This is a genomic window from Klebsiella planticola (genome assembly GCF_000783935.2).
Lineage (GTDB): Bacteria > Pseudomonadota > Gammaproteobacteria > Enterobacterales > Enterobacteriaceae > Klebsiella > Klebsiella planticola.
This window is the reverse complement of sequence record NZ_CP026047.1, coordinates 729,904-746,285: the sequence shown is the minus strand read 5'-3', so window position 1 is coordinate 746,285 and position 16,382 is coordinate 729,904. Positions and strand designations below refer to the sequence as shown.

14 protein-coding genes are annotated in these 16,382 nt (G+C 56.7%); 5 read left to right on the top strand and 9 right to left on the bottom strand.

Going from position 1 to position 16,382, the window contains the following annotated elements; all coding sequences use genetic code 11:
* Positions 1-232 precede the first annotated feature (232 nt).
* The 6 genes from MC50_RS03475 to MC50_RS03450 all read right to left on the bottom strand — a co-directional run bounded on the left by MC50_RS03475 (position 233) and on the right by MC50_RS03450 (position 6,467).
* Positions 233-1,360, bottom strand: coding sequence for an oligogalacturonate lyase family protein (locus MC50_RS03475; RefSeq protein ID WP_032690875.1), 1,128 nt, complete (start codon positions 1,358-1,360; stop codon positions 233-235).
* Between the two features lie 63 nt (positions 1,361-1,423).
* On the bottom strand, positions 1,424-2,710 hold the full coding sequence (locus tag MC50_RS03470) for an ABC transporter substrate-binding protein (RefSeq protein ID WP_032690876.1): 1,287 nt from the start codon (positions 2,708-2,710) through the stop codon (positions 1,424-1,426).
* A gap of 16 nt (positions 2,711-2,726) precedes the next feature.
* Positions 2,727-3,854, bottom strand: a complete 1,128-nt coding sequence (locus MC50_RS03465; RefSeq protein ID WP_032698860.1) for an ABC transporter ATP-binding protein — start codon at positions 3,852-3,854, stop codon at positions 2,727-2,729.
* Positions 3,855-3,866: 12 nt separating this feature from the next.
* On the bottom strand, positions 3,867-4,769 hold the full coding sequence (locus tag MC50_RS03460) for a carbohydrate ABC transporter permease (RefSeq protein WP_032690878.1): 903 nt from the start codon (positions 4,767-4,769) through the stop codon (positions 3,867-3,869).
* Positions 4,762-5,652 carry a carbohydrate ABC transporter permease gene (locus tag MC50_RS03455; RefSeq protein WP_004115132.1) on the bottom strand — a complete coding sequence of 297 codons (891 nt, stop codon included), beginning with the start codon at positions 5,650-5,652 and terminating at the stop codon, positions 4,762-4,764. Before MC50_RS03455 ends, MC50_RS03460 begins: the two co-directional genes overlap by 8 nt.
* A gap of 494 nt (positions 5,653-6,146) precedes the next feature.
* Entirely contained in the window at positions 6,147-6,467 is a 321-nt protein-coding gene (locus MC50_RS03450; RefSeq protein WP_032690879.1) for a cupin domain-containing protein, read from the bottom strand.
* A 139-nt stretch (positions 6,468-6,606) separates the two neighbouring features.
* On the opposite strand from MC50_RS03450, the gene MC50_RS03445 reads away from it, so the two are divergent.
* On the top strand, positions 6,607-7,299 hold the full coding sequence (locus MC50_RS03445) for an aspartate/glutamate racemase (protein ID WP_032690880.1): 693 nt from the start codon (positions 6,607-6,609) through the stop codon (positions 7,297-7,299).
* Here MC50_RS03445 and MC50_RS03440 read toward each other — a convergent pair.
* Entirely contained in the window at positions 7,286-8,212 is a 927-nt protein-coding gene (locus tag MC50_RS03440; protein WP_032690881.1) for a LysR family transcriptional regulator, read from the bottom strand. The genes MC50_RS03445 and MC50_RS03440 overlap by 14 nt on opposite strands.
* A 135-nt stretch (positions 8,213-8,347) precedes the next feature.
* Between MC50_RS03440 and lysA the strand changes: the two genes are divergently transcribed.
* Entirely contained in the window at positions 8,348-9,610 is a 1,263-nt protein-coding gene (lysA, locus tag MC50_RS03435) for a diaminopimelate decarboxylase (RefSeq protein WP_047663442.1), read from the top strand.
* On the opposite strand, the gene MC50_RS03430 is transcribed toward lysA, so the two are convergent.
* Positions 9,607-10,605, bottom strand: a complete 999-nt coding sequence (locus tag MC50_RS03430; RefSeq protein ID WP_162180069.1) for a LacI family DNA-binding transcriptional regulator — start codon at positions 10,603-10,605, stop codon at positions 9,607-9,609. The two genes, lysA and MC50_RS03430, sit on opposite strands and share 4 nt — an antisense overlap.
* A gap of 218 nt (positions 10,606-10,823) precedes the next feature.
* Here MC50_RS03430 and MC50_RS03425 point away from each other — a divergent pair, with 218 nt between their 5' ends.
* On the top strand, positions 10,824-11,303 hold the full coding sequence (locus MC50_RS03425) for a GNAT family N-acetyltransferase (protein ID WP_047663441.1): 480 nt from the start codon (positions 10,824-10,826) through the stop codon (positions 11,301-11,303).
* Here MC50_RS03425 and galR read toward each other — a convergent pair.
* A complete protein-coding gene (gene galR / locus MC50_RS03420) occupies positions 11,264-12,280 on the bottom strand; it encodes an HTH-type transcriptional regulator GalR (protein WP_004867133.1) in 1,017 nt (338 codons plus the stop codon). The two genes, MC50_RS03425 and galR, sit on opposite strands and share 40 nt — an antisense overlap.
* 705 nt (positions 12,281-12,985) lie before the next feature.
* Between galR and aas the strand changes: the two genes are divergently transcribed.
* Together aas and lplT are read left to right on the top strand one after the other, a co-directional pair.
* Positions 12,986-15,145, top strand: a complete 2,160-nt coding sequence (gene aas, locus MC50_RS03410) for a bifunctional acyl-ACP--phospholipid O-acyltransferase/long-chain-fatty-acid--ACP ligase (RefSeq protein WP_032690885.1) — start codon at positions 12,986-12,988, stop codon at positions 15,143-15,145.
* On the top strand, positions 15,138-16,334 hold the full coding sequence (lplT, locus tag MC50_RS03405; protein WP_032696725.1) for a lysophospholipid transporter LplT: 1,197 nt from the start codon (positions 15,138-15,140) through the stop codon (positions 16,332-16,334). Before aas ends, lplT begins: the two co-directional genes overlap by 8 nt.
* The last annotated feature ends 48 nt before the right edge of the window (positions 16,335-16,382 follow it).

The following is a 16,382-nucleotide window of genomic DNA, read 5'->3' as shown; positions in this document are numbered from 1 at the left end:
CGGCCCGCGGACGGCGGTGAACTCGTAGCCCCGCTAAGGCGTCAGCCGCCAGCGGGGAGATCGCCAGAGGCTGGTCTGGATGGGGTTTCCCGGAGGCGATGTTGCACATCTGTCCGGGCTGCCGGCCCGCGGACGGCGGTGAACTCGTAGCCCCGCTAAGGCGTCAGCCGCCAGCGGGGGAGATCGCCAGAGGCTGGTCTGGATGGGGTTTCCCGGAGGCGATGTTGCATGACTACACCTCCGCCAGATACAGCGCCGGCATCCCTTCTTTATCGGAAGTGAATAGCACCCAGCGGTTATCCGGCGAAAATGACGGATGCGGATGAGTAACCTGACGATCGCCGTCGAGCACTTTCCAGCTGGAGTCGTGGCGACAGATGGCCTGCTGCGTACCGGACTGCACATCAAATACCCAGATAAACGGATCGTTTAGCTGAATATCGCCGGTATGATGCGGTGCGCCATCGCCGACGACCAGTGAGCCGTCGTGGTTGCTCATCAGGTGCGAGCAGGGGGGAATGGTCAGCAGCCGACGATTATCCAGCGTGGTCGGATCGGCACGGTAGAGATAGCGCTGCGGATCGTTTTCCCGGTGGGCGACGTAATAGAGCGCGGAGCCGTCCGGCACCCAGAACTCATGGGTGAAACTCTCTCCCGGCTGGTGCTGGCGAACGTTGCGCATATTGCTGCCGTCAGCATTGATAAGCCACATCCTGGCGTCGATAGCATCGCGCGGTCCTTCGTGGCAGAACGCGATGGTCTGGTCATCAAACGGCCGGTAAATCGGATGACCCAGCCAGCGTTTCTCCTGCAGGATAACGCGGCGCTCGCCGCTATGCAGGTCGATATTGATCAGGCGGCATTCGGGATGGGTAAAATAAAAGGCGCGGAATTTACTCCAGTCGGTGAGCGGCTGCCAGTCGCTTTTTTTGATCTCGATGCCGACCAGTTTGTTGCAATCGCTGTTTGCCACCCAGGTACCATAGGCGACCCAGTCGTCATCCACTTCGTAAACCACCTGCTCTTCCCGCGTAGCCAGATCCACGCGGCGCAACTGCTGATTGTTTTTCACGTACCACAGCGTGCGGTCATCGTCGGATAAAAAACCACCGAAGGTATTGTCTCCAGGCCCGTCGGTCAGTTGAATGGCCTGCTGCGCGGCAATATCGAGTAAATAGTAGTTCCAGTGGCCCTCGAATCCGCCGCCGAAAATAAGTTTGCTGCCATCCCGGGTAAAGCATTTTTGATAGAAGTAGTTACGGTGGCAGATAACGTGCGGTGGCGTCATCCGAATCACCCGATGTCCGGTTTCGCTGTCTTCCGTGGTGCGGAAATCCAACGGGATAATCTTGCCCTTCATGGTTCACTCCTGACAAAAAATACCCCGCAGCGGGCGCTGCGGGGCAGGGGAGGTGGCAAACACTTAGCGCATGGCGCGCCGTAAAATGCGGTCAGACTGGCGCTGGAAGTCCACCGCCGTCTCTTCGACGCTTTTCTGCCCGTAGTCGATGTACTGCAGCGACGTGCCAAACTGGGCAACGATCTGCGGGTCATCAAAGTAAGGCGATACCGAAAGTTTTGTCGGCAGCGACTGCGCCAGCTTCAGCCCGGATACGGCCGGATCGTCGGTTTTGATCGTGCCGTCTTCGGTCAGGTATTTCACCGCCACTTTGCTTAACGGCACGCCGCGCTCCAGGCCCAGCGTATCCACGCCCTCTTTGCTGTTCAGCAGGAAGTTAATCACTTTCGCCGCCGCTTCCGGGTTTTTCGTCGATTTGCCGATGGAGAGCATCTGCGCCGGTTTAAAGAACAGGCCGGCATCGGTGGCGCCCGGTAGCATCGGGTAGTCGCCCAGCGCCAGCTTCGCCGGCGGCTTCAGGTTGTCGGAGTATTTGTTGATGGTGGAGTTCCACATGTATGTCCCCGCCCATTCCCCCTGAATCCACGGTTTCATCTCATACATGTTGCTCTTGCCGAATGAGGCATAGTATTTGGTGTCCGGCATCACGTGGCTGTCGATGAGCTTTTTGTACATCTGGAAGAATTCGACCCACTGTTCTTTGCTGTAGGAGAATTTCTTCGTTTTCTCGTCGATAGCCGGCTGGTTGTACTTCTGAATCATGTAGGAGTTCAGCAGCGCCAGGGTATCCTGGTGCTCCAGCACCACCGGGAAATACTGCTTACCCAGTTTGCTCTCAAAGGTTTTGCCCGCCGCCATCAGCTCATCCCAGGTTTTCGGGAAGGCGACGCCGGCTTTTTTCCAGGTTTCGTCGTTAAAGTAGAATACCCTGGCGGTAACGGAAATCGGGATACCGTTGAGTTTGCCATTGACCGTGGTGGACTGCAGCTCTTTGGCGTCGAACTGGCTGAGGTCGATGACATCCTTCATTTTGTTCAGATCGTAGAAACCTTCCCCGTTCTTCGAGAAGATAGGCAGCCAGTTCCAGTTTGTCTGCATCACGTCCGGCTCGGTTCCCCCGGCGATTTGGGTGGTCAGGCGCGAAAGATGGCCGTCCCAGCCGGTGTATTCGGCTTTAACGTTGATGTCCGGATTCTGTTTATGAAACTCCTCCAGCGCTTTCAGGGTGACCTGATGGCGGCCGTTGCCTCCCCACCATGACATACGCAGATCGACATCCTTTGCCAGAGACGGTAACGCGGTAAGGCCCAGAGTGGCGGAGATTACGGCGCTTAAAAGCACTTTTTTCATTTTAATACTCCAGTGATTACAGAGAGATGTTCTGTTCGGTGGCGGCATCAAACAGATGGCACTTATTCATGTCGAATTTGAACCACACCTTGCGATGCAGCCCTTTATCAATCATCGGCTTCGCTTCGTCAGAAGGGACGCGGGCGGTCAGTTCATAGTCGGCGACTTTCAGGTAGACGAAAAACTCGTGCCCCATGTTTTCGACCCGCACCATTTCGCCCGAGCAGCCGCCTTCGGCGAACGGCTCATCGGCGATGGAGACAAACTCCGGGCGGACGCCGTAGAACAGCGGCTGGTTTTTATGGCTGCCGACTTTATCCTGCAGGGCCGCGCTTAACGGCAGCAGCTCATCGCCGATAGTCAGGTGCAGGCGACCGGCCTGTTCAACCAGCTTGCTGGGGCGAATGTTCATCTCCGGGGCACCGATAAAGCCGGCAACGAACATGTTTTTCGGTTTGTGGTACAGGTTGTCCGGAGTATCGACCTGCATGATATGCCCGAGCTTCATGACGCAGATACGGTCGCCCATGGTCATCGCTTCGGTCTGGTCGTGGGTGACGTACACGGTGGTCGCCGGCTTGCCGGATTTCTTCAGCTGCTTATGCAGATCGGAAATACGGATACGCATCGAGGCGCGCAGCTTGGCGTCAAGGTTAGAGAGCGGCTCATCAAACAGGAACACATCCGGTTTTTTGACAATCGCGCGGCCAACCGCCACGCGCTGGGCCTGGCCGCCGGAAAGCTGGCGCGGCAGACGGTCGAGCAGCTCTTCCAGCTCGAGGATTTTGGCCGCTTCGTTAACCTGGGCATCAATCTGGTCTTTCGGCAGCTTGCTCAGCTTGAGACCAAAGGCGAGATTCTCACGCACCGTCATGTGCGGGTAGAGCGCATAGTTCTGGAACACCATCGCAATACCGCGCGCTTTTGGCGCAAGGTTGTTGACGATCTTCTCGCCGATACGCACTTCGCCGCCGCTGATGGTTTCCAGTCCCGCCAGCATACGCAGGGTGGTGGATTTCGCACAGCCGGATGGACCGACGATCACCATAAACTCGCCGTCCGCGATTTTCAGGTCGATAGCATGTACCGCTTTGAAGCCGTTGGAGTAAACTTTTTCCAGTTTGTTGAAAATAACTTCAGCCATGATATTTCCCTCTTAACCTTTGATTCCGCTGCTGGTAACGCCCTGTACGAAGTAGCGTTGTGCCAGGAAGAACACGATGATGGATGGCAGAATGGAGATACTCGCCATTGCCAGAATTTCATTCCACGGAGCGCCTTCCGTGACGTCGATGGACATTTTCAGCGCCAGTGCGATCGGATATTTATCCACGCTGTAGACGTAAATCAGCGGACCGATAAAGTCGTTCATCGACCACATAAACTGGAACAGCGCCACCGAGATAATCGCCGGTTTCAGGATTGGCACCACCACGTACCACAGCACCTGAATGGAGTTACAACCGTCGATCTGCGCCGCCTCTTCCATGTCGCGCGGTACGCCGCGCAGGAACTGGATAAGCATGAAGACGAAGAATCCCTGGGTGGCGAAAGCCAGCGGCAGATACAGCGGCAGATAGCTGTTCAGCATGCCCATTTCACGGAACATCAGGTACTGCGGGATCAGCAGGACGGTGCTCGGCAGCAGCATGGTGGTGATGAGCGTGGCGAACCAGAATTTCTTCCACGGGATTTCGAAGCGGGCAAAGCCGTAGGCCACGATGGTCGAGGAGATAATGGTCAGCAGGACTTTCGGGATCACATACTTAAAGGTGTTCAGCATGTAGTGACCGAAGTTGTACTCGGTACCGGTTTTCCAGCCGTTAATAAAGCCGTCCCAGGTCGCGTGGGCCGGCCACAGGCTCAGGGTGGTGAAAATCTCATGATTCGGTTTGAACGACGCCGAGAACATCCACACCAGCGGGTAGAGCATCAGCAGGCCGACGAACAGCAGGATGACATAACGGATGGTCCGGCTGACTTTTTCGCGGCGCAGGGTGCGGGCAACTTCACGCTCCGCAATTTCCGTTGCCGGGGTGATTTGTTGAATATCAGCCATTTTTGCCTCCTTTATCGGCGGAGTAGAACACCCAATATTTCGATGACTTAAAGGCGATGGCGGCAAAGACCGCAACCACCAGGAACAGCACCCATGCCAGCGCCGCGCCGTACCCCATATCGAAGTACTTAAAGGCGGTGTCGTAGATATAGAGCGAGAACAGATAGGTGGAGTAGGTTGGGCCGCCGCCGGTGATGACGTACGGACCGGTAAACTCCTGGAACGCCTGGGTGGTCTGCATAATAAAGTTGAAGAAGATGACCGGCGTAATCAGCGGCACGGTGACCTTCATAAACATCTGCCACTTAGACGCGCCGTCGATCATCGCCGCTTCATACTGTGACTGCGGGACGTTTTGCAGCGCGGCGAGGAAGATGACCATCGCCGAACCAAACTGCCAGACGCGCAGCAGGGTGACGGACATCAGCGCCAGCGACGGCTCACCGAGCCAGTTCACCGGGTCGAATCCCAGCACGCCGATAAAGCTGTTCAGCAGGCCGTCGATAGCAAACAGCGCGCGCCACAGGACGGCAATCGCTACCGAGCTACCGAGAATGGACGGAATGTAATAAGCGGTACGGAAAAAGCCGATACCGCGCAGCTTAAAGTTGAGGACAAACGCTATACCCAGTGCGAAGGCCAGTTTTAACGGTATCGTTAAAAAGACGTAGGCAAAGGTCACGCCCATGGATTTCCAGAAGAGGCCATCTTCGGTCAACATGTAGCGATAGTTTTCAATGCCGTTAAACACCGGCGGGCTCATCAAATCGTACTCAGTGAAACTGAGGAAGAAAGATGAAACAAAGGGAAAAGCGGTAAAGACTATCAGCCCGATGATATAGGGCGATATCCATGCCAATCCCAGCATCTTGTTTTCATTCATACATACCTACCTGGCTTACGAGTTTGTAAAACGGATTCGGTGTCGTGGTTTTCTGCGCCCAGTCGCGGCCAGAAAGTGAATCGGTATCGGGTGTCTCAGCTGGCGTTGGCTTCCTTTTTAACCTTGTGTTTGTTATGGGTTTTTGCTCGCAGCGTCCCTGCTGAGCCTGAATGTTTCGGTTTTTACTTGTCCGGTACATCAGTTTTATAAAACGCCGTTTTAATTTTATTTTATTGCGATTTATTACAGAGTCATTCGATTCATAGCGGAAGTGTGATCGAAGTCGAAACGATGTTTCAAAAAATGAGATGGCGAGCGTTTTCCAGGATTGATAGGGGTTTGTAGAAAGTGCTGAAGATGAGATCTTATGCAGGGATGAGCAAGATGAGTGGCAGGCTAATCATTTTACTGTTACATATTTTTTAACAAATTATTCTGGCGGCAAGCAAGAATGGATAAAAGGGGCATGACGAATATGCCCCTGGAAGCGCGGTTTACAGGAAATCCTCACGAACGGGAGTAAAGGTATCCAGCAGGGTGCCAGCTTTCAGACAGATGCAGCCGTGCATAATATGCGGCTTTTTGTAGAGCGTATCTCCGGCGCGCACCACCCGTTTCTCTTCACCGATGGTGAACTCAAATTCGCCGGATAACACATAGGTCAGCTGTTCGTGGGGGTGGTTGTGCATTGGACCGATGGCCCCGCTGTCGAAATTGACCTCCACGGCCATCATGTTGCCACCGTGCGCAAGAATACGACGGGTCACGCCATTGCCCAGATCTTCAAGGGTGGTCTCGTTATGAAAAATAAACATCCGGCAGTCCTGTTGTTAAGTGAAACAATGTTTCATTTAATTTATCGCAGAATCGTCGGGAAAGAAACGATCGACAAGAGAAGTGGAAAGTTGATCACAAGTTTGTTTCACTGGAGCAAAGCATAATCAGGAGCGGATGATGAAAACGATTGGCCTGTTGGGCGGCATGAGCTGGGAATCCACCATTCCCTATTACCGTTTGATCAACGAAGGTATCAAAGCGCATTTAGGCGGCCTGCATTCGGCGAGTCTGCTGCTGCACAGCGTCGATTTCCATGAGATCGAAGCCTGCCAGTCCGCAGGGGACTGGGATCGCGCCGGCGAGATTCTGGCGCAGGCGGCAGTTGGCCTGCAGCAGGCGGGCGCGGAAGGGATTGTTCTGTGTACCAACACGATGCATAAAGTGGCGCAGGCCATCGAAACGCGCTGTGAGGTGCCGTTCCTGCACATTGCCGATGCCACCGGGCGAGCCATTACCGCCAAAGGCCAAAAGCGGGTTGCCCTGCTGGGAACGCGCTATACCATGGAGCAGGATTTTTATCGTGGGCGCCTGCAGGCGCAGTTCGCTATCGAGACGCTGATTCCGGACGCTGACGATCGTGAACGTATTAACCGGATTATTTTTGATGAGCTGTGCCTGGGGGCGTTTAACGACGACTCCCGCGATTATTACCTGCAGGTGATTGAAGCGCTGGCGGAGCAGGGCGCAGAAGGGGTCATTTTCGGCTGTACCGAAATTGGCCTGCTGGTGCCCGTGGAGAGCAGCCCGCTGCCGGTGTTCGATACCGCCGCGATTCACGCCGCGGACGCGGTGACGTTTATGCTCTCTTGAGCACCGCGTCCAGCGGGCCTTGAATCCGCGGCAGGCTCCCTTGCAGGTGCTGAATGAAGGTCTCGACCAGCGCCGAGCCCGGGCGGTGTAGCGGGCGGATCAGGCTGACGGTAAACGGCACTTCGACGCTAAAGCGGCGCACCGCCACGCCGCTTTCGCCATAGTCGAGGGCGGTCAGCGGGTTGACGACTGAGATCCCGACGCCCGCCCGTACCATCGCGCAAACCGAGGACGCGCTGTGGGTCTCCACCACCATCCGGCGCTTCACCTGATGATCCGCAAACAGGGCATCAAGCAGCTGACGATAGCTGTCGGTGCGCGACAGGCTGATATAGTTTTCACCGTGGAAATCGGCCGGAGTAAGCTCCTGCTTACTGGCAAGCGGGTGGCTCTGCGGCAGCACGCAAACCTCGTTAAGCGTTAACAGCGGCGTTCGTTCCGTCCCGGCGGGCGTGTGCAGGGTTTCCGTCAGGCCGAGATCGTGACGTTGGGCGGAGAGCCACTCCTCCAGCAGGGGGGACTCCTGCGGCACAATCTGCAGGCTGACCTCGGGATAGCGCGCCAGAAAGGGCTGTAGCAGCAGCGGCAAAAACGACTGAGAAAATACCGGCAGACAGGCGACGGACAGTTCGCCCTGGCGGAACTCGCGCAGGCTCTCGGCGGCGCTGACGATGCGGTCCAGTCCGTACCAGGAGCGCTGAACCTCTTCAAACAGCCGCAACCCTTGCACCGTCGGCTGCAAACGTCCGCGGGTGCGTTCAAACAGCTTCAGCCCAATCACCTTTTCAAAGCGTGCCAGCTCGCGGCTGACGGTCGGCTGAGAGGTATTCAGCAGACGAGCCGCCTCGGTGAGATTGCCGGTGGTCATCACCGCATGGAAGATTTCAATATGGCGTAAATTGACGGCAGGCATGGCGGCTCTCGACGGATTGGCAGTATCCATATCATTTTTGCATAGAGTCACGATAAAACGATATTTTTTATTCTCTTCAGGCTATGGCGTAATCATAAAAAAACGCGCACAACACAGATAACGCCGGAGTTCATTATGCCACGCTCGCTTTACGCCACCGATACTGACCTGACTGCCGAGAACCTGCTTCGCCTGCCCGCCGAATTTGGCTGCCCGGTGTGGGTCTATGACGCGCAGATTATCCGCCGCCAGATAGCTCAGCTCAGCCAGTTCGACGTGGTGCGTTTTGCCCAGAAGGCCTGCGCCAATATCCATATTTTGCGCCTGATGCGTGAACAGGGCGTTAAGGTGGACTCCGTCTCCCTCGGGGAGATTGAACGTGCGCTGGCGGCAGGTTATGACCCGCAGCAGCATCCGGAAGATATCGTTTTTACCGCCGATCTGATTGACGAGGCGACGCTGGAGCGCGTCAAGGCCCTGCAGATTCCGGTGAATGCCGGTTCAGTCGATATGCTGAGCCAGCTGGGGGAAGTCTCTCCAGGCCATCGCGTCTGGCTGCGCGTCAACCCGGGCTTTGGTCACGGCCACAGCCAAAAAACCAACACCGGTGGCGAAAACAGCAAACACGGGATCTGGTACAGCCATCTGCCGGCGGCGCTGGAAGTGATGCGTCGCTATCAGCTCCAGCTGGTGGGGATCCACATGCACATTGGCTCCGGAGTTGATTATGGCCACCTGGAACAGGTTTGCGGCGCGATGGTGCGTCAGGTGGTGGAGTTTGGGCAGGATCTGCAGGCGATCTCTGCCGGCGGCGGGCTGTCGATCCCGTATCGCGAAGGTGAAGAGGCGATCGATACCGATCACTACTACGGCTTGTGGAACGCCGCGCGCGAGCAGATCGCCCGACATCTCGGCCATCCGGTGAAACTGGAAATCGAGCCGGGTCGCTTCCTGGTGGCCGAATCCGGGGTGCTGGTCTCTCAGGTACGTAGCGTTAAAGAGATGGGAAGCCGCCACTTTGTCCTGATTGATGCCGGTTTTAACGATCTGATGCGCCCGTCAATGTACGGCAGCTATCACCATATTACCGCCCTGGCGGCGGATGGCCGCAACCTGAGCGCCGCGCCGCTTATCGACACCGTCGTGGCCGGGCCGCTGTGTGAATCGGGCGACGTCTTCACTCAGCAGGAAGGGGGCAAGGTGGAGACGCGTTTGCTGCCTGAAATCGCGCCGGGAGATTATCTGGTGCTGCATGATACGGGGGCTTATGGCGCGTCGATGTCCTCAAACTACAACAGTCGTCCGCTGCTGCCGGAAGTGCTGTTCGACAACGGCAGCGCACGGCTGATCCGTCGTCGGCAGACGATTCAGGAGCTGCTGGCCTTAGAGCTGTTCTAAAAATAGGGCCCCGTCGTAACCGACTCGCGCAAGACCAGCGTGCCGGTAAACGGCGGGATCGTTTCGATCGGCTGGTCGTTGGCGAGCTTGATCGCCTGATCGATCGCGGTGGTGATCATGTTATCGATCGGCAGATAGACCGTCGACAGGCCGGGTTCCAGCCATTTTGCGCTCGGGGCATCGTCGAAGCCGAACAGCGAAACGTCCTGCGGGATCCGCAGCCCCGCCTGATGCAGCGCTTTTGAGGCGCCCAGCGCCATATCATCGTTACAGGAAAACAGCGCGCTGAACGTTGTTTTCTCATCAAGCAGCTCGCGGCACAGTTCATAGCCGCGGGTCATCGTCGAATCGCCGTATTTCACTTTCGCCGCATCCCACGCGATACCATGCTTTTTCAGGGCCTTGCGGTATCCCTGCAGACGGGCTTTGCCCGTAGGGGTATGCATCGGTACGGTCATGCAGGCGATATCCCGGTGCCCTTGCGTAATCAGATAATTGACCGCCTGAAAGGCCGCATCTTCCTGCTCGAAGAACACGCAGCGTTCCCGCGCCAGGCTGACGTCGCGGTTAATCACGACCAGCGGCATATCGATGGATTCGATCAGCGACATGATCTTCTTTTCGCTCATGTGGCGGGTATAGAGGATGATTGCGTCGCACTGGCGGTCAGCGAGCATCTGCACCGCTTCTTCTTCGCGTTCCGGGGCATCGTGGCCGTCGGTGACGATCAGCTGTTTTCCCCAGGCTTCCGTCTGGCGCGAAGCCTGTTGTAGCAGGCGGCCAAAATAGAAACCATCAAAGGTAGAAACCACCAGTCCGATACTGTTGCTGGTACGGTTCGCCAGCGAACGGGCGAGAAAGTTTGGCCGGTATCCCAGCTCTTCCATCGCTTTGAATACCTGTTGGCGGGTGCTCTCTTTTACCTGACCTGTGCCGTTCAACACGCGGGAAACCGTCGCTTTAGAGACGCCTGCGCGAATTGAGACATCCAGCATTGTAGCCATTCATCGATTCCTGATTTCACGTGATAAGCCGCAGTTTATCACAGACATTCAGAGGGATATGCGCTCAACCGGACGCAAAGAACTATCGCGATCACGCTTTTTGCAGGAAGTGTCCGCAAAATGGCTCTTCTACGCCTTGACGTTCTCGCCACCGGCCGCTGCGGGCGCGGTATACTGGCAGCCAGAGGATTTTCAGCAGGGGATCGGTTATGCATATTCAGCCATTATACGCCGCGCCGCAGCACGCCGAACAGGTGGCGACGTGGCTCTGGCAGGCCTTTGGCGGCGAAACGCTGCCGCTGCCTTTTTTTGCCACTCTCATTGCCCACAGCCAGACGCCGGAGGCGCTGCCGCTCACCTTTATCGCTGTCGAGGGCGAGACGCTTATCGGGACGGTGGGGCTGTGGCGCTGCGACTTAATCAGCCGTCAGGATCTGTTCCCGTGGATGGCGGCGCTGTACGTCTCCCCGGACGCGCGCGGACGGGGCATCGCGGGACAGCTGCAGCAACATGTGATCGACTATGCCCGCCGGCTTGGGCACCCGCAGCTGTATCTTTACTCCGCCTGCCGCGATTTTTATGAGCGTTTTGGCTGGCAGTATATTGGTGAAGGGCTGGATTACCCGGCCACCGCCGTCAGCCTGTATCGTTACGACTTATCGCTTTCCGACGGCGCCATTACCGAGTGACGGCGAACCAGCGTCGGGCTGAATAAATGGGTGATTTCAGGCGCCGGGCGCTGATCCGCCAGCGCCAGCGCCAGTTCGGCGGCCTGCGTTGCCATGGTCACGATGGGGTAACGCACCGTCGTCAGGCGCGGGCGAACATAGCGAGAGATCAGCACATCATCGAAGCCAATCAGCGAAATCTCGCGCGGAACGTCGATACCATTATCATTCAGCACCCCCATCGCGCCGGCGGCCATCGAGTCGTTATAGCAGGCGACAGCGGTAAAATTCCTGCCGCGTCCCAGGAGTTCGGTGATGGCCTGTTCGCCGCCGCTTTCATCAGGTTCGGCAAATGTCACCAGCCGATCGTTACAGGGCAGACCGCTCTCCGTTAACGCCGCGTAATAGCCTTGCAGACGATCTTCAGCATCAGAAATCGCGTGGTTGGAACAGAGGTAGCCGATACGGGTATGCCCCTGTTGGATCAGGTGACGGGTCGCCAGCCAGGCGCCGTAGCGGTCATCCAGGGCGACGCAACGCTGCTCAAAACCCGCCAGAATACGGTTGATCAGCACCATGCCAGGGATCTGTTTCATCAGCCCGGCGAGCTCGTCGTCAGGGATCATTTTCGCGTGTACGACCAGCGCAGCGCAGCGATGGCGGATAAGCTGCTCAATGGCCTGGCGCTCTTTTTTAATGCTGTGATACCCATTGCCGATCAGCAAAAAGTTACCGGTGTTGTAGGCCACCTGCTCGACGGCTTTGACCATTGCGCCGAAGAAAGGATCGGACACGTCACCCACCACCAGACCGACGGTCTCCGTCGACTGCTGTGCCAGCGCGCGCGCGTTAGCATTGGGATGATAATTGAGCGTTTCCATCGCCGCAGTCACCGACTGGCGCGAGGTTTCACTGGCTTTGGGGGAGTTGTTGATCACGCGGGATACGGTAGCGACGGACACTCCAGCGAGTCGGGCTACATCCTTAATTGTCGCCATACCAGACCTTTTATAGGGTAAGCGTTTACATACCGTTATGTTACGGGAAAGTGTGGCAGATTCAAGGCTGGAGGCGCCTGGCTTCGCGCAAATGTGATGCAGATTAGCCTTCATGGTGAAAAAGTTACACAACGACAAGCGCAGGGGCGGAAACGAATGAAACGGCGGTGGGAACATTCACACCTTTGCTTACACTTTGCGATTAGCTGTTGCGAATGTTCGCTGGTTTATCCATTCATTGCATTGATATTCTGGCTATCCCAGAGGTATTGATAGGTGGAGCTAACGTTACGTTGGCCACTCTAATTACACCAGCCTGCGCAGATGCGCAGGTTTTTTTTTGCCCGCAGGCGGAACATGCCGCGACCCGCTCCCGCGAAATGCCCTCGCTACCCGCATCGGATAAGCCTCTTCCTGTTCACCGCTCGCCGCTGTTACAGATAGCGAAAATGGCAATAACTGGTTGCACTTAGGCTTATTCCCTTGCGTTTTATCGCTGGTGCGGCAGGGGCAAAAAACCTGACAATCAGGGTCCCAGAGGTATTGATAGGTGAGTTTTTAAGTACGCGTTTCGTACTGATTATCTTGCACCGGCCTGCGCAGATGCGCAGGTTTTTTTTACGCCAAACATTCTTCCCCGCACTGCTTTCAAACGCCTTCTCGTGTAACCTGCAATGACTTAATAACCGGTCAAATGGAGTTGTTATGCTGTTGGCATTTTTCAGGCTGTTGTTCAAAGGGTTGTATCGGGTCAGACTGACCGGCGACACGCAGCCCTTGCAACAACAAAAGGTCTTGATCACCCCGAATCACGTCTCTTTCCTCGATGGGATCCTGCTAGCCTTATTCCTGCCCGTCCGACCGGTCTTTGCGGTGTACAGTTCTATCAGCCAGCGCTGGTTTATGCGCGTGCTGACGCCGCTGATCGACTTTGTCCCGCTCGACCCGACGAAACCGATGTCGATAAAACACCTGGTGCGGTTGATTGAGCAGGGGCGTCCGGTGGTTATCTTCCCGGAAGGGCGTATCTCGGTTAGCGGTTCGCTGATGAAAATCTATGACGGGGCGGCGTTTGTGGCCGCAAAGTCGCAGGCCACTATTATCCCACTGCGTATCGAAGGCGCGGAGCTGACCCCGTTTAGTCGTCTCAAGGGGCTGGTCAAACGTCGCCTGTTCCCTCGCATCCAGCTGCATTTGCTGCCGCCAACCCGCATTGAAATGCCTCAGGCTCCCCGCGCCCGCGATCGCCGCAAAATTGCCGGGGAAATGCTGCACCAGATTATGATGGAAGCGCGCATGGCGGTGCGTCCACGGGAAACGCTGTATGAATCGCTGCTGGCGGCGCAGGATCGGTTCGGCGCGCGCAAAAACTGCGTGGAAGACATTAACTTTCAACCCGATACCTATCGCAAGCTGCTGACCAAAACCCTCTTTGTGGCGCGCATCCTGGAAAAATACAGCGCTCAGGGTGAAAGAATCGGCCTGATGTTACCCAACGCCGGCATCAGCGCGGCGGTCATTTTTGGCGCTATTGCCCGCGGGCGTATTCCGGCGATGATGAACTACACCGCCGGGATTAAAGGGCTGAGTAGCGCGATTACCGCCGCAGAAATCAAGACGATCTTTACCTCCCGTACCTTCCTTGATAAAGGCAAACTCTGGCATCTGCCGGAGCAGCTTACTCAGGTACGTTGGGTCTTCCTTGAAGACCTGAAAGGCGACGTTACGACCGGCGATAAGCTGTGGATCTTCGGCCATCTGCTGGCGCCGAAACTGGCGCAGGTCAAACAGCAGCCGGAAGATGCGGCGATTATCCTCTTCACCTCCGGTTCCGAAGGCAACCCGAAAGGGGTGGTGCATAGTCATAAAAGTATTCTGGCCAACGTCGAACAGATTAAAACCATTGCCGACTTTACTGCCAACGATCGCTTTATGTCGGCGCTGCCGCTGTTCCACTCCTTTGGCCTGACGGTCGGCCTGTTTACCCCGCTGTTTACCGGCGCAGAAGTGTTCCTCTATCCCAGCCCGCTGCATTACCGCGTGGTGCCGGAACTGGTTTACGACCGCAACTGTACGGTGCTGTTCGGGACGTCGACCTTCCTCGCGAACTACGCGCGCTTTGCTAACCCGTACGATTTCTATCGTCTTCGCTACGTGGTCGCTGGGGCGGAAAAGCTGCAGGAGAGCACGAAGCAACTGTGGCAGGACAAATTTGGCCTGCGCATTCTCGAAGGCTATGGCGTCACCGAATGTGCGCCGGTGGTATCGATTAACGTCCCGATGGCGGCGAAGGTGGGAACCGTCGGGCGTATTTTGCCGGGGATGGATGCGCGCCTGCTGGCGATGCCGGGTATTGAAGAGGGCGGCCGCCTGCAGTTAAAAGGGCCGAACATCATGAACGGCTATCTGCGGGTGGAGAACCCGGGCGTGCTGGAAACACCGACGGCGGAAAATCAGCATGGCGAAATGGAGAGCGGCTGGTATGACACCGGGGATATCGTCACCTTTGACGAGCAGGGCTATGTGCGCATTCAGGGGCGTGCTAAGCGCTTCGCGAAAATCGCCGGCGAAATGGTGTCACTGGAAATGGTTGAGCAGGTGGCTCTGGGCGTCTCACCTGACAAGATGCATGCCACGGCGATTAAACAAGATGCCGGTAAAGGCGAGGCGCTGGTGCTCTTTACCACCGATAATGAACTGAACCGTGAAAAACTGCTGCGCTACGCCCGTGAACATGGGGTGCCGGAGCTGGCGGTACCGCGCGACATTCGCTGGTTGAAGCAACTGCCGGTTCTCGGCAGCGGCAAGCCGGACTTTGTCACCCTGAAAGGTATGGTTGAGCAGACGGAAGATTCTGATGAGTGAGTCAGTACACACTAACACTTCGCTGTACTCAAAAGGGATGATGGCGGTCATCTGCGCCCAGTTCCTCTCGGCATTTGGCGATAATGCGCTGCTGTTTGCCACGCTGGCGCTGATGAAGCAGCAGTTCTACCCGGACTGGAGCCAGCCGGTGATGCAGATGTTGTTTGTAGGTGCTTACATACTGTTTGCGCCGTTTGTCGGCCAGTTTGCCGACAGCTTTGCCAAAGGGCGGGTGATGATGGTCGCCAACGGCATGAAGCTGGTTGGCGCTGGCTGCATCTGTTTTGGTCTGAACCCGTTTATCGGCTATACCCTGGTGGGGGTGGGCGCGGCGGCCTATTCGCCGGCCAAATACGGCATTCTTGGCGAGCTGACCACCGGGGATAAGTTAGTGAAAGCTAACGGTTTGATGGAGTCGTCTACCATTGCGGCGATTTTACTGGGATCGATGGCCGGCGGTATTCTGGCCGACTGGCATGTGCTGGCCGCGCTGGCCATCTGTGCGCTGGTGTATGGCGGGGCGGTGATCGCCAACCTGTGGATCCCGAAGCTGCCGGCGGCGCGTCCCGGCCAGTCGTGGCGTTTTACCCCGATGACTCACAGCTTCTTTAGCGCCTGTAAGACACTATGGCGTAATGGCGAAACGCGTTTCTCCCTGATGGGAACCAGCCTGTTCTGGGGCGCCGGCGTGACGCTGCGTTTCCTGCTGGTGCTGTGGGTACCGGCGGCGCTTGGCATCACCAGTAACGCCATGCCGACCTATCTCAATGCGATGGTGGCCGTCGGGATCGTCTTGGGCGCCGGCGCGGCGGCGAAGCTGGTCACCCTACAAACCGTCTCGCGCTGCATGCCTGCCGGGGTTTTAATCGGCGTCGCGGTGATCCTTTTCACCTTACAGCAGGCGCTTTTACCGGCATTTGCTCTGCTGCTGCTGCTCGGTATCTTCGGCGGCTTCTTTATTGTGCCGCTCAATGCGCTGCTGCAGGAACGCGGTAAGCATACCGTTGGTGCAGGTAACGCGATTGCGGTACAAAATCTCGGCGAAAACGTGGCCATGCTGCTGATGCTGGGGCTCTATTCGCTGGCGGTGAGAATCGGTATTCCGGTGGTGGGCGTCGGGATTGGCTTTGGCGCGGTGTTTGCGCTGGCTATCGCCGCGCTGTGGCTGTGGGGCCGACGTCAGTCGTAGCCCGGGTAAACCGTTTACGGCGTCACCCGGGAATCCCCGGCTCGCAGT

Bases quoted from the DNA above. Each gene is read 5' to 3' on its own strand.
- MC50_RS03425 (WP_047663441.1), top strand. From the start codon at position 10,824: ATGCATATTCAGCCATTATACGCCGCGCCGCAGCACGCCGAACAGGTG.
- aas (WP_032690885.1), top strand. From the start codon at position 12,986: ATGCTGTTGGCATTTTTCAGGCTGTTGTTCAAAGGGTTGTATCGGGTC.
- MC50_RS03470 (WP_032690876.1), bottom strand. From the start codon at position 2,710: ATGAAAAAAGTGCTTTTAAGCGCCGTAATCTCCGCCACTCTGGGCCTT.
- MC50_RS03440 (WP_032690881.1), bottom strand. From the start codon at position 8,212: ATGCCTGCCGTCAATTTACGCCATATTGAAATCTTCCATGCGGTGATG.
- galR (WP_004867133.1), bottom strand. From the start codon at position 12,280: ATGGCGACAATTAAGGATGTAGCCCGACTCGCTGGAGTGTCCGTCGCT.
- MC50_RS03450 (WP_032690879.1), bottom strand. From the start codon at position 6,467: ATGTTTATTTTTCATAACGAGACCACCCTTGAAGATCTGGGCAATGGC.
- MC50_RS03460 (WP_032690878.1), bottom strand. From the start codon at position 4,769: ATGGCTGATATTCAACAAATCACCCCGGCAACGGAAATTGCGGAGCGT.
- MC50_RS03430 (WP_162180069.1), bottom strand. From the start codon at position 10,605: ATGCTGGATGTCTCAATTCGCGCAGGCGTCTCTAAAGCGACGGTTTCC.
- lysA (WP_047663442.1), top strand. From the start codon at position 8,348: ATGCCACGCTCGCTTTACGCCACCGATACTGACCTGACTGCCGAGAAC.
- MC50_RS03455 (WP_004115132.1), bottom strand. From the start codon at position 5,652: ATGAATGAAAACAAGATGCTGGGATTGGCATGGATATCGCCCTATATC.
- MC50_RS03475 (WP_032690875.1), bottom strand. From the start codon at position 1,360: ATGAAGGGCAAGATTATCCCGTTGGATTTCCGCACCACGGAAGACAGC.
- MC50_RS03465 (WP_032698860.1), bottom strand. From the start codon at position 3,854: ATGGCTGAAGTTATTTTCAACAAACTGGAAAAAGTTTACTCCAACGGC.
- MC50_RS03445 (WP_032690880.1), top strand. From the start codon at position 6,607: ATGAAAACGATTGGCCTGTTGGGCGGCATGAGCTGGGAATCCACCATT.
- lplT (WP_032696725.1), top strand. From the start codon at position 15,138: ATGAGTGAGTCAGTACACACTAACACTTCGCTGTACTCAAAAGGGATG.